Origin of the sequence: Alkalimonas collagenimarina (assembly GCF_030717845.1) — a bacterium.
GTDB classification, from domain to species: Bacteria; Pseudomonadota; Gammaproteobacteria; order Enterobacterales; family Alteromonadaceae; genus Alkalimonas; species Alkalimonas collagenimarina.
Window position 1 is genome coordinate 130733 of sequence record NZ_JAUZVZ010000006.1, and the last position, 15356, is coordinate 146088.

Sequence of the window (15356 nt, forward strand, 5' to 3'; positions counted from 1 at the left end):
ATCCTTAGACATTGATCTGCTGGCATGGACAATCTTGCTTTAATTACAAACTGTTACAATTAAATCAACTGTTGGCAAATCTCTTTATCCTTTATCTGCGTTTTTATGGCAGAATCTCTTGTTTTACGTAACCAAGTGATGTTATGGATGATACGCGCACAGCAATTAAATAAGACCTTTGGTCAAGGGGATAATCAGGTCATTGCACTGCATGGCGTTGACCTCACCATTTCTGAAAATGAATTCGTGGCCATCATGGGTACTTCTGGTTCAGGTAAATCGACCTTGATGAATATTCTTGGTTGTCTGGATACTCCCACCAGTGGCAGCTATCAGTTGGCCGGGCAAGATGTGGCTAGTCTCAGTGATGAGGCGCTCTCAGCTATTCGCAATCAATCTATTGGCTTTATCTTCCAATCCTTTCATTTGTTACCACGCTTAAGTGCGCAGCAGAATGTGGCATTGCCTCTGCGTTACAGTGCTATTGAAGAAGCAGCAGCACTAGCCAAAGCAGCCATACTGCTCGATCGCGTTGGCCTCGGGCATCGTATGGAGCATAAGCCACATGAAATGTCTGGTGGCCAGCGGCAACGGGTCGCAATCGCCCGGGCACTTATTAACGATCCGAAAGTGATTTTTGCCGACGAACCTACTGGTAATCTGGACAGTAAAACATCGGATGAAATTATGCAGTTACTCAACGAGCTGCATCAGCAGGGCAATACCATCGTCATGGTGACGCATGAAGATGAAATTGCGGCCCACGCCAAGCGCGTGATCCGCATGCGCGATGGCATCATATTGGAGGATAGCTCATGTGGTTAACTGCCTTTAGTTTTAGTTTGGCCATCAGCATGGCTGGAGTGACTGGTTCCAATAGCCCGGTCTTGCTAACCGGCACTCTGCAGTCACAAACCAAACAAAATGTGGTCTCGCCCATGACCGATAATTGGCGGGTGCAGGTGCAGTGGTTAAAGCCAGAGGGTGAAGCTGTAGTCGCAGGCGAGCGGGTTGCAGTATTCGATGCCGGCTCCTTGCAAAGCACCATTGAGCGGCTCAAAACCCAAGTCGATAGCGCCAATGAGCAACTGAATAAACTGACCATTCAACATCAGCTAACGGTGATGGAGGCTGAGTATGAGGTCGAGCGCCGCCAGTTGCTGCTGGAAAAAGCCAGTATCGATGCTGCGATCCCATTGGAGAATATCAGTCACTACGATTATGAGTTATATCAACTAGACCATCGCCGGGCCGAAACCGAACTGGAAAAAGCAAAAAAAGCGCTGGTACTTGCTCAGGTGGCACAACAAACCGAATTAACTAAGCAGCAACTGCAAATCGACCAACAATTAGAAGAGCTGGCCGATACCGAGCAACAGCTGGATGCGATGAGCGTCTACGCCAACTTTGATGGTGCTTTTACTTACGGCACCCATCCTTGGTATGGCACCAAGGTATTTTCTGGTATGACTGCCCAACCCGGCTGGTTGATTGGGCAGGTGCAACCACTGACAGATTTAACTATCGAGGCTTGGGTGTACGAAGCCGATGTGGCCGCTGTTCAACAGGCCGAAAGCTTGACCGCTCGCTTTGATATTGCCGCCGAACATCCTTTTTCTGTCCGTTTACATAGTCTGGCGCAACAAGGTGAGCAGCGCCGGCAATGGGGACCAGGCTTGTATTATCGGGCAGAGTTTCATAGTTCCGAATGGCCAGTAAACAATCCTCGGCTAGGGATGGGTTTGTTGCTGGAGGTGCAGCCATGATCCGTCTGTATAGCCTGTTGTTTGTGTTGCTGATGGTGACGGCTTGCCAGCCCGATGAAACCGCAACGACAAGCCAGCAACGCCAGCAGATCCGAGCCACCGGCGAGCTGTACGCAGAGCAAACCCAGCAAATCTCGCCACCCAGTGTGTCACGCATGTGGCAATACTCCATTCAGCAGATGGCTCCTGAATCCAGCATGATCGAGGCTGGTGCTGTGGTGGTCGCTTTTGCTGGCCAGACGGTACAGGACGAGCTGCGCAATCAACAAATGGAGCTAAGTAGTGTGCAAAAAGAACTGGCCAATCAGCTCCAACAAGATGAACAACGGCATGAAGAATTAAAACTGACCCTGGCTGAACGTGACATGGAGTACGACCGCTATAAACGACGAGCCGAGATTGTCGATCATTCCCGCTCGGCTAATGATAGGGCCAAAGCACAAATTGATTATACCATCGCCCGCAATCAACGGACGCTGGCCGAAGCCCGGCTGAACTTTCATCAGCAGCAGCGCGAGATTGAAGCTCAGTTGCTGCAATCCCGTATTGCCCGCTTGCAATCGGAGGTATCGCGCTCACAACGGGAACTCGCCAGCCTACAAGTCAAAGCCCCCTTTGCTGGCATGGTGTTGTATATACCCAACCACCAGGGTGAAAAATCATCGGTAGGTGATAATGTCCAATTTGGTCAACCGGTTGCAGCCGTAAGCTTACTGGATACGCTAAAAATCAGAGCTGAGCTGGATGAGATTGATTTGCGTGACGTTCAAATTGGTCAGCGCGTGCATATTTCTCTGGATGCATTACCAGATCGCAGCTTTAGTGGTGTCATCGAAGATCTGGGCCGTGCCGTTCGGGATAAATCGCGGGAACAACTGAGCCGGGTCATTGAAGCTACCATTGCTTTTGACGTGCTGGAGCCAGAGCTGATGCGCCCGGGAATGACCGCCCGATTGGCCATTCAGCTACGTGATGATGCGGAGGACACCGAATGAAATATGGGCTAATGATAACGGCTTGCCTACTGCTACTGGCCTGTCAGTCAGAACTACAGAATACTCCACTGCTTGAGCTGCAACCTCAGCACTTTCAACACCGGGTTCAAGCGGAGGGGGAGTTGTTTGCCGTCAACTCGATCAGCATCAATGCACCGCAAAGCCGCGGACCGCGTTTAATTGCCGAGATTCAAGCGGAGTACACCCAGTTGCAGGAAGGTGATTTGGTGGTGCGATTTGACCCTCGACAATTACAACGAGATCATCGCAATGCCGATCATGCGCTTGCCACGGTTCAAGCTGAACTGGCACAACAACAGATTGAACAAAACTCTGAGCTGGGCACCATCGCTCTAAGCCAGGCTTTAGTCTCACAGGAGTTTGGCTTTGCCGATCAATTCAGTATCGATGATGTGCAAATCCGCTCGCGACTAGAAATTATCGACTCACTGCAAAACAAAGCTTACCTTGGAGAAAAACAAAACTTCTTCAATTGGCAAGAGCTAAGCTTTACTGATAAAGCCAAAGGCCAGCAGGATCTATTGGAGCTGCGACAGCAACAGCAACAGACCTTACGCCAAGCGGCCAGCGATGGCTTAGAAGCTCTCGAGATCCGGGCACCTTATGAGGGCATTCTGGTGCTGGACGCGGACTGGAGAGGCCAAAAAGCGGAAGTTGGCGGCATGGTATTCCCCGGTCAACGCATTGGCAGCCTGCCCGATTTATCGCTGCAACACCTAAAACTCTTTGTTATTGAGCACGAGGCCTCTGGTTTGGCTGCAGGTCAAGAGGTCAGCTTTCAATTGGCAGCACAGCCGGGCCAGCAATTTAAAGGTGAAGTCATCCAGGTCAGTCAGGTTGCGCAATCAAGGCAGCGGCGTGATCCCCGCCGTTATATCGAAGTCACGGTAGCCCCCGAAGCACAGTCTGAGCTATTTCTGCCTGGTAGCCGGGTCAAGGCCACCATTCTGTTAAATCAGGTAGAACAACAATTAGTCGTGCCGCTGCAAGCCATTTTCGCCGAGCGAAATCAGCTGTATGTCTGGCGCCAAAGTGGTCGGGAATTTGAGAAGCAGACGGTAGAAATTGGCCATAAAAGCCTTACCCATGCCGAAGTGGTTCGCGGTGTTAATGCGGGTGATCGTATCGCCCTAATCGATGTGGGCTCCTAAACATGAAAAGCGCTGTTTTATTGAAAGATACTCTGGCTGAATTGGCTCAGCACAAGCTTCGCACTTTTTTAACCTTACTCGGCATGATTTTTGGTGTCGGTGCCGTCATTGCCATGCTTAATATCGGTGAAGGTGCAGAGCGTGAAGCACTAAAAACCATTGAAACGATGGGGCTTCGCAACCTAATTGTTGAGGGCCGCAGTTTCGATGAAAATACCTTGCTGGAGCATCGCAAGCATTCATTAGGCCTGCATTACGGCGATATCGACGCCGCTGTATCCACCTTGCCTCAGGTGACCGGCTACAGCGCAGAGCGTCGGATCGAGCGTTATGCCATGATCAGTCATGCGGGTAAAAGTGACGGCCAGGTGGTTGGGGTCAGCCCCAGTTACTTCCAACTAAGCCAGCTGGATTTTCATGCCGGAGCACCTTTTTCAGAGCATGATGAAGTACAGGCAGCTCCGGTTGCCATATTAGGATCATCGGTCGCGCGCAGCTTATTTCCTGATGGCGATGCACTGGGTCAGTTTGTCAAAGTGAACCATGTCTGGTTACAGGTTACTGGTGTACTGGCCGAGCCGTATCAAAGCGATCAGGATTTTCAAGGGGTGCAGTTAGGAGGAGAGCAGAATCAACTCTTTATGCCATTAAACACCGCCCAAAGTCGTTTTCGTGCCGAGCATCTGGCCCCGGAGCTGGATGCCTTTCGCATTCAACTGGCCGAAGGTGCAAACTCAGCCCTTATTGCACAGGCCCTGCATCACCTGCTGAGCTACCGGCATAATGGCATTGATGATTTCACTATCATCGTTCCTGCTGCTTTATTGGCGCAACAAAAGCAAACTCAGCAAATCTTTAACATCGTCATGTCCTGTGTTGCGGGTATCTCATTGCTGGTCGGCGGCATTGGCATTATGAACATCATGCTGGCAACGGTGTTGGAACGCACCAAAGAAATTGGCTTGTTACGTGCCGTCGGCGCCACCCGGCGCGATATCAAAATGCAATTTATTGCGGAAAGCTTTGCCATCGCCATTTTAGGCGGTGTGCTTGGTATTGTGTTTGGTATTTTGCTGTCTGAAATCATTGCTTTTTACTCGGACTGGGCGGTCAGTTGGTCTATTCCTGCGATTGTGATTTCATTTAGTATCTGCGCCTTGATCGGCGTTGCGTTTGGAGTTTACCCCGCGATTCGGGCAGCAGAGCTTGATCCGATTACCGCCTTGCAGACCGATTAAGTTCGAACCAAGGCCAGAGCCGGATTTATCTGGCCATCGTATATTTATAGGCATCTGCATCGTTCCGTTTTTCATTTGATGGGTATACCCGCGCTACAACCGAACTCCATATATCATGCTACAGCTGCATACTTATCGGGGTACTGAAAGGTTCCAGATGATTGATGGCTTGAGCTTTAGCCCTAAGATATAGTGTAAAAAGAGGATCCGTGTAACGAAGTCCAGCAGGAGGTTTATCCTGCTGGATAAGAACGAGATCAGTACTTGATACTGCAACCGTATGGGCGGGTTACAGGGTTGCTGACTGGCTGGCCCGCGAGTACTTCATTACCGGCATTAGCCAGGTAAGCGTCTGCTTTTGGAATATCCTCAGGGTTAGCGGTTGGGATGCTGTCGATGCCGCCCATGTACAGCAAGTTGCCATCGCCACCAATCACATACATATGCGGCGTAACACGAGCATCATACGCCCGGCCCATGGTACCGGCTTCATCCAGTAATACGGCACTCGGGTTAGCGCTGCGACTTGCCGTCAGCTCATTGGCTTGCTCTGGGCTGACATGACCCTGGCTACCTGGCTTGGAAGAAATAACTGTTAACCATACGGTCTCTTCTTCGGTAAAATGCTGCTGCAAACCTTGCATATTGTCACTGACGTAATGCTTCACGACAAAAGGACAGTCGTGATTGGTCCATTCCAGAATAACATTTTTACCGGCGAAATCAGCCAGTGAATGCGTTTGGCCATGGCTATCGATGACCGTAAAATCTGGCGCCGGGGCGCCAACTTGCGGTGCAGCAGCCACAGCTGTTACCGTACCAGCCAGTGCCAGAGCACTGATAAGTTGCTTTAGTTTCATGATGTTGCTCCTATTGGGCTAAGTGCCCAGTTGTAGTTTCTCTGCAGCCACCACGGCTCTGACTGCATAAGGTTGTATCAGACGCTAACTGCTTTCAATCCTGCACGCTCTATCTGGCAGGAGACTAGCCGTCTGACGATGTAGCTGCCAATTGCGCCAGCTGATCGCGTAGCGTATTCGGCGTTAAAATTTGTGGTAACACCAGCGGCTCTTTCCCGGGCCAATACAGCACATACAAGGGTACACCGTCACGCTGGTAACTTTGTAAATAAATACTGATGTCGGCATCTCGTAAGGTCCAGTCGCCTTTTAAGTAAGTAACCCCATAATCTTGCAGTGCTTGCCGACTACTATCCGTATTGAGCGCTACCCGCTCATTGACCAAACAGGTGATGCACCAGTCCGCGGTCATATTCACCAGCACCGGCTGTTGCTCTGTGGTTAATTCCGCCAAACGTGCCGGGCTCCATGGCTCCCAATGCGCTTGAGTTGAGCTACTCTGGCTGCCTTGCTGCGGCTGCAAAACCACCAGCAATAGCAATGCCAGTAGTGCCAAAGCCCAACTGAGCTGAGGCGCCAAACGAAAGCCCAGCCCTAACTGATGACGGCCAAACAGCCAGAGCGCAGCGGCTAAGCAAACCAAGCCAACCAACACCAGAGCCTGCGCATCCACGCCAGCTTGGCGCCCTAGTACCCACAGCAGCCAAACGGTGGTTAAGTACAAAGGATAAGCGAGCCACTGCTTGAGCGTATCCATCCAGGCACCGGGCTTGGGCAGTAAGCGCGCCATACGACGACTGTAAGCCAAGAGTAAAAATGGCAGCGCCATGCCAAAGCCAAGGGCTAAAAATACCAACAAAGCGACCGGAGCCGACTGCGTCACTGCGTAGCCAAGTGCCGCTCCCATAAAGGGGGCTGTGCAGGGGCTCGCCACGATCACCGCCAACACGCCCGTAAAGAAAGAACCTTTCGCCCCTTGTTGCTGACCAAGGCCAGAACCCAATTGCATCAACCGGCTGCCAAACTGCACCAAGCCAGATAAGCTTAAACCCAGTGCGAAGAACAAATAGGCCAAGCCACCCACCAACCATGGGTTTTGCAATTGAAAGCCCCACCCTACAGCAGCGCCGGCTGCCCGTAAGCCAATCAGCACCAGCGCCAGCAGCGCAAACATCGCGAGCACACCCAAGGTATAACTCCAGGCGTCACGCTTTTGTCGGGCCGAATCACCACTGTTGTTGGCCAGGCTGATGGCTTTTAACGATAGCACCGGAAAGACACAAGGCATGAGGTTGAGGATCAAACCGCCCCCTGCCGCCAGCAATAACGCCAACATAAAGGCACCAAGACCAAATTCAGCCGTCACGGTTGCTGCGCTGCCTGCATCCATCCGCTGCGCCTGCACCACAAAGGATTGCGAGCCACTGATCAGTACCATCTCGATCTGATCAGGTGCCTGATGAAAGTAGGTGTTTTGTGGCTGGCGTAGCAACAAGCTGCCATCTTGCCAACTTATCTCTTGTGCGCGAGCATGCTCTACTAAGTCGGTCGCTGCGACAAAAAACGCATCCACCAATAAATCATCTTTCGATTCAATCACCGCAGAAAACACGCCATCTTGAACCTGATACGAAGCCGTCCGCTGCAAGGAAACTGGCTGAGACGCTTTACCCTGAGCAATTAATGCCTGAAATGGCTCCGAAGGTACGGCCTGTCGAGCCACCGCCAGCGGCAGTTCAAGAGTCATGTCGCCAGGAATGCAGATTTCCTCACACACCAACCAGGAGGCATTCGCCTTCAACAGTAAACTGGTGCCTGAGTAGTCGGCAGGAACCTGAACCTCTGACAACAGAACGGTCGAGCCTTCAAAACCATAGTTCATCAAGGGAGGGATGGAAAAAGCTTCTGGAGTAGGCCACTGAATACCAGATACTTCGACGCCATCGGGCAGCTGCCACTGAATGCTGGTCGGCATGCCGGAATCACCGGGGTTTAACCAGTAGGTATGCCAATGCTCTTGCGGCAATAAATGCAGAGCCACCAGGAAGCTCTGGCCAGGCGATACCGACTGGTACTGGCTAACCAGTTCAACCTGAATATGAGGCGCTTGCTTAAAGCCAGTAGTCACAGCATGAGCAGGAACCGTCAAAAGCAACAGCAACCAAGCGCAAAGATAATGACGAAGTTTCATAATAGCCAAGTAATTATTAATGCATTGATCTAGTGTACGCCATGCCATAGGGGGAGGATCAAGCGAAACCACCTGGCTGCGACCACTCTTATAAAAAATCAGCTGAATGGTGAGATGGTAAATTCGATTGCACAGCAAAGCACGCTTTTGCACCAAAAAGATGCAATGAAACACCATAAACCCACGCCTGGCCCTGTATTCCGGTAGCGCCCATTTCAGGCACAACTCTTGCTGTACAGCTACTATACACTGATAAAAGGAGTTTTTTATGTCCACGCGCCTGCCCCCTTTGCGAGGTCTGCGCTGCTTTTGCCTTGCGGCTGACAACCTGAGCTTTAAAAGTACCGCCCAGCAACTTTTTATCACGCCATCGGCTGTCAGCCACCAAATCAAGCAGTTGGAGGATGATCTTGGTCTTGCATTGTTCATTCGTAAAACCAGAGCACTGGAGCTGACACCCGCCGGACAAAGCTTTTATCAGGCGATCCAGCCCGTGATGCAACAAATGGTACGAACCATCAGTGAGTTTAGTCAGGCTGACAGCACCAAAGAGGTCACCATCAGCATGCCGGAGTTTTTTGCCAGCGAATTATTTTTACCGCGCTTGAAGGGCTGGTCAACGCAATACCCAGCCATTAACTTACGACTGGATACGGTGAAAACCCGCAGCGACCCCACCCGTCAAACCGATGTATCTATAGTACTATCCAGTTCAGAGCCTCAGGCCGAGCAATGCCATGAGCTGTTTCCCATCAGTTACCAACCTGCCTGCAACCCAAGTTTGTATGAGCAGTGCGCCTCATCAGAATTAGAAGCATTAAATCAATTCCCTTTGTTGTTGCATCAATCCAGGCCGCACGCTTGGCACCAATGGGCTGAATTTGCAGGCTTTAATCATTTCCGCCCAAAGCAAATACTGCAACTCGACAGCATGTTTGGTATGGCCCGAGCCGCTGAGCAAGGGCTTGGGATTGCATTGATCCCGATGCCGATTAGCCAGTCGTGGTTCCATAGCGGTGCCTTGGTGGCTTTATTTACCGAGCGCTGGACCACACGCGATCGCTATTACCTCGTTCAACATCGAAGACAACCTGAGCGACCTGAAATTCAGTGGCTGATTGATTGGGTGCTGCACAGCTTTGAGCAGTACAGATGATTTGAGCAGTACCGATGAGCGGATTGGTATAGATGAATTGCATTCATCCATCAGGTGCTTTTATATCGTTTGTCAGTCTGCCTGACGATCTCTAAAGTTATCCCTGTCGGCAACCCTAGACCGACAGCAACTGGAGAGTCACCATGAAAGCATCTTTATTATCTTCGTTAAAACCTGTCGCGGCCTTACTGCTTGCCTGCTTCGCAGGCGTGGTGAGTGCCAGTGATCATTATCAAATGGCTATTGTTCAAGCTACCCCGGGGGCGGCTGATATTCAAAACGGTGCCATTGAACAGGGCTTGTTAGAGCTAAACAGTGCAAGCCGGGCCAAAGCCGATTTATTTGGCAAAACCATGGCGCTCTGTGTTGCCAACACACGCTTGGCCGAGTACGAAAGTGCTACCCCAGCTTGTAACAGAGCGGTTCATTTGGCCCGAACCAATGCATTGGCAAGCAGCGCTGAACGCCGTGAAATGCAAGCACTGGCTTTAACCAACCGCGGCGTAATGCACTGGGTCAGTCTGGATGTTGCCAAAGCTCAGCAAGATTTTCAGCGCGCAGCAAAACTAAGTGATAGCAAGTTAGTGCAGAACAACCTGCAGCAATTTGAAGGTCGTCTGGAAACGCTGATGGCTTCAGCTACCGCCAGCACCTTGCCATAAACATTCGCGAAAACATGAGTTGTACCAGGGAGAGCAGGCCCGACAGGATGTCGGGCCTTGTTTTTGTTTCACATCTATCCAATCAACCTGAATTACGCATGCCAGCAGCAATACCTGCAATCGTCACCATCAAAGCACGCTGAATAATGGAGTTGTTGTTTTCTGGTTGATGCCGTTGCCGATGTAGCAGTTCGACCTGCAATAAATGCAAGGGATCAACATAGGTATTGCGTAGCATGATGGACTCGCGGATCCAGCTTTCTTTCTCCATCAGCACATCACTGTGAGTGACCTGCAGTAACAAGGCTTGATCAGCCCGCAACTGCTGACGCAACTCATCGCCTAAATGCTGCAACTCCGCAGGCACCAGCTTGTGATCATAATAGGCTGATATCTCAGCATCCGCTTTTAAAAACACCATCTCCAACATCGATAACCGGGTGGCGAAAAATGGCCATTGTTGCTGCATGGTATTCAAGGTGTGCTGCTGCCCCTCGGCCACTGCCTGCTGTAAGGCGCTGCCAGCACCTAACCACGCAGGCAGCATCAGACGGTTTTGCGACCAGGCAAAAATCCAGGGAATTGCACGCAAACTTTCCACCCCACCCGTTGGGTTACGCTTGGCCGGGCGGCTACCCAAAGGCAGCTGGCCAAGCTCTTGCTCTGGTGTGGCAGCACGGAAATAGCGTACAAACTCAGGGTGCTCACGAACCATACCCCGATACGCCTGACAAGAGTGCTCGGCCAGTGCATCCATCACCTGACGCCACTCTGGTTTCGGCACTGGCGGCGGCAACAGCATGCCCTCCAGCACCGCACTGACATACAGACTAAGGCTGCGCTCGGCTAATTTGGGCAGGCCAAATTTAAAGCGGATCATTTCACCTTGTTCAGTGACTCGTAAGCCGCCATCCAGAGAGCCGGGTGGCTGCGACAAAATAGCCGCATGAGCGGGGGCGCCACCCCGGCCCACCGTACCGCCACGGCCATGAAACAAGGTCAGTTTCACCCCTGCCTCAGCACAACTATTGACCAACGCTTCTTGCGCACTGTACTGCGCCCATGAAGCGGCAATCACGCCTGCATCTTTGGCCGAATCCGAGTAGCCAATCATCACTTCTTGCTGCCCTTGAATGTAACCTCGATACCAGTCAATCGCCAGCAGCTCACGGATACACTCGGGAGCCTGCTGTAAATCGCGCAGCGTCTCAAACAGCGGTGCCACTGGCATGGCGAAGCCGATACCCGATTCTTTCAGCAACAACTGCACCGCCAACACATCTGAGGGTTTACCGGCCATCGAAATCACATAAGTACCCAAGGCTTCTTCACCATGTAAAGCCACCATGGCACAGGTGTCCAACACCTCTTGCACCTCTTCCGAGGGTTGCCACTGCCGCGGAAATAACGGCCGGCGGTTCGGTAATTCACGCAGTAAAAATGCCTGTCGGTCCTCTTCCGACCATGACTGATAATCGCCCAAGCCCAAATGCCGGGTTAGTTCACTGAACACCGCAGCATGCCGGGCGGCATCCTGGCGGATATCAAGCTTGAGTAAGGTCACGCCAAAACAGTAAGCTCTTCGGATTGTATCTTGCAGCCTGCCATCGGCAATTTGTGACATACCACACTCACGCAAGGAGCGATCACACAGCAATAAGGGCTCTAGCAATTGCTCCTGATGCCAGATTAAATCAGCAGGACGCTGCAAGCGGTCGCGCTGGGCCGCTTCAGCCAACCAATCACGGGTATAGATCAGCTGCTGCTGTAGTTGCTTGACCAGCGCTCGGTACGGCTCAAAAGCGCCCTCACTCAACTGCTGCAATTCGTCATTGGCTTGATTCATGGAGAGTTCTTTGCTGAGCAGATCAAGATCAGCGATAAAAAGATCCGCGGCTTTCCAACGGCTCAGCAGTAGCACCTGACGGGTCACTTTGGCCGTGACAAAGGGGTTACCATCACGGTCACCACCCATCCACGAAGCAAACCGTACTGGCGTGGCATCCAGTGGCAAACCAACCCCGGTGATTGGTCGCACTTTGGCATCCAGTTCCCGCAAAAAAGCAGGTACTGCTTGCCACAGTGAGCTTTCAATCATGGCAAAGCCTGACTTCGCTTCATCAATCGGCGTAGGTCGTTGCTCACGAATTTCATTGGTAAACCAAAGCTGAGCGATCAACTCTTGCATACGCTGACGCAAGCTTTCTTGCTCTGGCTCGTGTTGCTGTTGTTCTAAGCTGGTCAGGCAGGCAGCAATTTCGCTCAGTTTATGGATCACAGTACGGCGTGAAACCTCGGTCGGGTGCGCTGTCAGTACCAATTCAATCGACAACTTCTGCACAGCTTCAGCAACTTGCTCAGGGGTTCGCTCGGCCTGTTGCAGATGTTGCATCAACGCCGCAAGTGGAGCAGCCTGAGCATCACCAGCCAACACTTCCTGGCTGGTGCTGTGTTGTTGCTCGGCCAGATTGGCTAAATTCAAAAAGTGAGCGAATGCCCGCGCTACCGGTAATAACTCGTCATCCGATAATGATTGCAACAGCTGCTTTAACTGTTGCTCTTGCCCCGCATCGCCACCGCGAGCTTCTTTTGATAACTGGCGGATCTGTTCGATACGCTGATACACCTGCTCACCGAGCTGCTGCCGAATCAAATCACCCAGTTGTGTGCCCAGCAGACCAACGTTGGCCCGTAATCCTGCATAATGTTCCATACTATCCCCTCACACACTTTGGCTGTTTGGCTTTGCTACAATGACAAAGCCGGATGGTTTCACCCTACGCTTGCTTTAGGCTGTTCTCAACTATGATAGATCACGAAAGCGCTTACCAAATCAGACGGGGCTTCTGTCACACTTAATGAATAGATGGCTGTCGGATCAGTGGCTCCGATGGCTCAGACTGAGCATCGAACTCAGCCAGAAGACGGGTTTGAGCTTGTTTCTCCAACTCGTCGATCATTCGAGCCGGGTAATGCGGCGCAAAAATAGAGCGCATACTGCCATCCTGAACACTCTGATCCAATGCCTGTTGCCAACGCTGCACTCGACTGGCTGCAATCTCCAAAGAAAAAGCCAAGTACAAGTGCGAGTGATACAGCGGAACCGAGGCCTGTAGCTGCACGCCCTCATGCTCGATAACATCACCATAGCGCAAGTAATTTAACGCAATCACTTCGGCTCTGCCATGGCGCACCATAGCCAAACAGTCTCCAGCCTTTAAGGTGACTGTCAGGTTTCGTCCCTCCTCAAACCCGAGAGTATTGAAATAGGCAATTTGTGTCGCACCACGGTAACCGCAGGCACGAAGACGCCGCGCAAAACTCTCGGTATCGCCAGGTAGCTCCTCTTCCGTTGCCATCACATACAATCGCATATCAAACATCTTGATCGGACCCACCCATTGAAATAAATGCTCCCGCTCTGGTGTGCGAACCGTTTCGAACAACACTGAATTACGCTCTTTCTGTGCCAACTCAAACGCCCGGGCCCAAGGCAATAAGCGAAAGCTAATGGATTCATCCAACCGATATTGCAGCAATTGGATCAGTCGCACGGTAGCACCATCTACATCGCCATGCTCATTGAGAAACTGCCCCGGAGGGCTGTGTTCGGTGTAAAAAGTCAATTCAGGGTCCGCTGCCCCGACCGATGCTATCGCAGGTAGGCCGTGCAAACCCCATACGACAGCAAACCACCATGGCAAAAGCTTACAAAATAATCGCAATAGCACCCTCAGATCCTAGCCAGTTTAATTGGATACCTCACACTATAGCAGGCTGGCAGCAACTGATTGAAAACAACTGGTGTTTTAACCTTTTTCTTTGCTGATGATTCACTTATGATAACGTTTTTACCGATAACGGATGAATGAGCCATGAGCAAAATCCAACTCTGTAAAGCGATTTGTTTCAGTCTTTTTTTATTTAGCAGCGCACTTTATGCCAAAAGTGCCGTCTGGCAAGTCAGTAACGACCAGCATCAGTTATTTATTGGTGGCACTGTCCATTTACTGCCAGCCAGCGAATTTCCCTTACCCGCCGAGTTTGATAAAGCCTACCAACAAGCTGACCAGTTGGTATTTGAAATCGATCTGGCCAAAATGGCTGATCCCAATATAGCCCCAATGGTGCTTGGCTATGCCATGTACCAAGATGGTCGTACTTTGCCCGAGGTCATCAGCTCAGAAAATTTCCAACGCCTTCAGCAGGCCGCGGCTGAGCTCGGTATTGATATCAATGCGCTCGTTGGGTTTAAGCCAGACTTTATCCTGGTGCAAATGATGCAACTTAAATTGCAGCAGTTGGATATGGCAGGCGAAGGCGTCGATATGTACTTTTTTAATAAGGGTGCAAACGATGGTAAAAGTACAGGCTATTTAGAGACACTGGAGCAACAATTTGAACTGTTATTTTCCATTTCCGATGGCTTTGAAGACGAGTGGCTGGAGCAAAATTTAGATCAGCTGGATGATACCGAGCACTTTTTGCAGGCAACCCTGACCGCTTGGCGCCGGGGCGATCGCGACGCTTTAACCGAGCTGACCAACGAAATGCACGATACAGAGGTAGGCCAGCGTTTTTACCAACGTCTGTTGACCGATCGCAACAAAGACTGGGTAGAGCAAATAGATGCCATGCTGCAAACCTCAGAGGTCGAGTTTGTCTTGGTAGGTGCGCTTCACCTCGCCGGGCCAGATAACGTGCTGGACCTGCTGGCTGAACGTGGTTATCAGGTACGGCAAATCAGTGCTGAGTAAACTAGCTTAGTCGTGAGGCCCCGGTTTTCGTTGCCGGGTAGCTTTGGTCGCGCCGCGCTGTTTTTTCTGCTGCAAGCGGCGCTGCTGGCTGCCATAGGTCGGCTTGGTGGCCTTGCGTTTTTTTGGCGTAAAGCCACAACTAGCGACCAGCTCAATAAACTGCTGCAGCGCGATTTGCCGGTTTTGCTCCTGACTACGGCTTTGCTGGCATTTAATCAATACCTTGCCACTTTGGGTAATGCGATGGTCAGCTTTTCGTAGCAGACGCTCTTTGTACATGATTGGCAAAGATGACGTTTGGATATCAAAGCTCAACTGCACCGCGGTTGATGTTTTATTGACATGCTGACCACCCGGCCCACTGGCTCGGATAAACTGCCACTCCAACTCGTCGTCAGCCAGCTGTATGTTGTTTGATATCTCGATCATGCGTTACCTCTATAACTCTTATTCATCAATTGTATCATAGCCAGATGCTCAGTTCGTCGCTGACGGGTAGTATCCAACACGAACAGCAGTCAGACGTATGAAACATCTGCTATACTAGCGTCCGAAAAAC

At 51.2% G+C, this 15356-nt stretch carries 13 protein-coding genes; 8 read left to right on the forward strand and 5 right to left on the reverse strand.

The window, feature by feature from the left end:
• Positions 1-147: 147 nt before the first annotated feature.
• The 5 genes from Q3O60_RS05760 to Q3O60_RS05780 are packed head-to-tail and all read left to right on the forward strand — an operon-like array spanning position 148 to position 5171.
• Positions 148-825, forward strand: coding sequence for an ABC transporter ATP-binding protein (locus Q3O60_RS05760; RefSeq protein ID WP_305893003.1), 678 nt, complete (start codon positions 148-150; stop codon positions 823-825).
• A complete protein-coding gene (locus tag Q3O60_RS05765; protein WP_305892949.1) occupies positions 816-1766 on the forward strand; it encodes an HlyD family secretion protein in 951 nt (316 codons plus the stop codon). Before Q3O60_RS05760 ends, Q3O60_RS05765 begins: the two co-directional genes overlap by 10 nt.
• Entirely contained in the window at positions 1763-2761 is a 999-nt protein-coding gene (locus Q3O60_RS05770; RefSeq protein WP_305892950.1) for an HlyD family secretion protein, read from the forward strand. Before Q3O60_RS05765 ends, Q3O60_RS05770 begins: the two co-directional genes overlap by 4 nt.
• Positions 2758-3933: an efflux RND transporter periplasmic adaptor subunit gene (locus Q3O60_RS05775; protein ID WP_305892951.1), complete on the forward strand. Its 1176-nt coding sequence runs from the start codon at positions 2758-2760 to the stop codon at positions 3931-3933. Before Q3O60_RS05770 ends, Q3O60_RS05775 begins: the two co-directional genes overlap by 4 nt.
• A 2-nt stretch (positions 3934-3935) precedes the next feature.
• A complete protein-coding gene (locus tag Q3O60_RS05780; protein WP_305892952.1) occupies positions 3936-5171 on the forward strand; it encodes an ABC transporter permease in 1236 nt (411 codons plus the stop codon).
• A 257-nt stretch (positions 5172-5428) separates the two neighbouring features.
• Here Q3O60_RS05780 and Q3O60_RS05785 read toward each other — a convergent pair whose 3' ends face one another.
• Both Q3O60_RS05785 and Q3O60_RS05790 read right to left on the reverse strand, forming a co-directional pair.
• On the reverse strand, positions 5429-6031 hold the full coding sequence (locus Q3O60_RS05785) for a redoxin domain-containing protein (protein WP_305892953.1): 603 nt from the start codon (positions 6029-6031) through the stop codon (positions 5429-5431).
• Positions 6032-6155: 124 nt separating this feature from the next.
• Complete coding sequence (locus tag Q3O60_RS05790; RefSeq protein WP_305892954.1) at positions 6156-8399, reverse strand: protein-disulfide reductase DsbD family protein; 2244 nt, start codon at positions 8397-8399, stop codon at positions 6156-6158.
• A gap of 91 nt (positions 8400-8490) precedes the next feature.
• Here Q3O60_RS05790 and Q3O60_RS05795 point away from each other — a divergent pair, with 91 nt between their 5' ends.
• Together Q3O60_RS05795 and Q3O60_RS05800 are read left to right on the forward strand one after the other, a co-directional pair.
• Positions 8491-9378, forward strand: a complete 888-nt coding sequence (locus Q3O60_RS05795) for a LysR substrate-binding domain-containing protein (RefSeq protein ID WP_305892955.1) — start codon at positions 8491-8493, stop codon at positions 9376-9378.
• Positions 9379-9521: 143 nt separating this feature from the next.
• Positions 9522-10040 (forward strand): hypothetical protein, encoded by a 519-nt coding sequence (locus Q3O60_RS05800; protein WP_305892956.1) that lies wholly within the window; start codon positions 9522-9524, stop codon positions 10038-10040.
• 82 nt (positions 10041-10122) lie between these two features.
• On the opposite strand, the gene ppc is transcribed toward Q3O60_RS05800, so the two are convergent.
• Both ppc and Q3O60_RS05810 read right to left on the reverse strand, forming a co-directional pair.
• The gene (ppc, locus tag Q3O60_RS05805; protein ID WP_305892957.1) at positions 10123-12753 is read right to left on the reverse strand and encodes a phosphoenolpyruvate carboxylase; all 2631 of its coding nucleotides are present in this window, start codon (positions 12751-12753) and stop codon (positions 10123-10125) included.
• Positions 12754-12895: 142 nt separating this feature from the next.
• Positions 12896-13666, reverse strand: coding sequence for a substrate-binding periplasmic protein (locus tag Q3O60_RS05810; protein WP_305892958.1), 771 nt, complete (start codon positions 13664-13666; stop codon positions 12896-12898).
• Between the two features lie 249 nt (positions 13667-13915).
• Here Q3O60_RS05810 and Q3O60_RS05815 point away from each other — a divergent pair, with 249 nt between their 5' ends.
• Complete coding sequence (locus tag Q3O60_RS05815) at positions 13916-14797, forward strand: TraB/GumN family protein (RefSeq protein WP_305892959.1); 882 nt, start codon at positions 13916-13918, stop codon at positions 14795-14797.
• 6 nt (positions 14798-14803) lie between these two features.
• Here Q3O60_RS05815 and arfB read toward each other — a convergent pair whose 3' ends face one another.
• Positions 14804-15226: an alternative ribosome rescue aminoacyl-tRNA hydrolase ArfB gene (gene arfB / locus Q3O60_RS05820; RefSeq protein ID WP_305892960.1), complete on the reverse strand. Its 423-nt coding sequence runs from the start codon at positions 15224-15226 to the stop codon at positions 14804-14806.
• Positions 15227-15356: the final 130 nt, after the last annotated feature.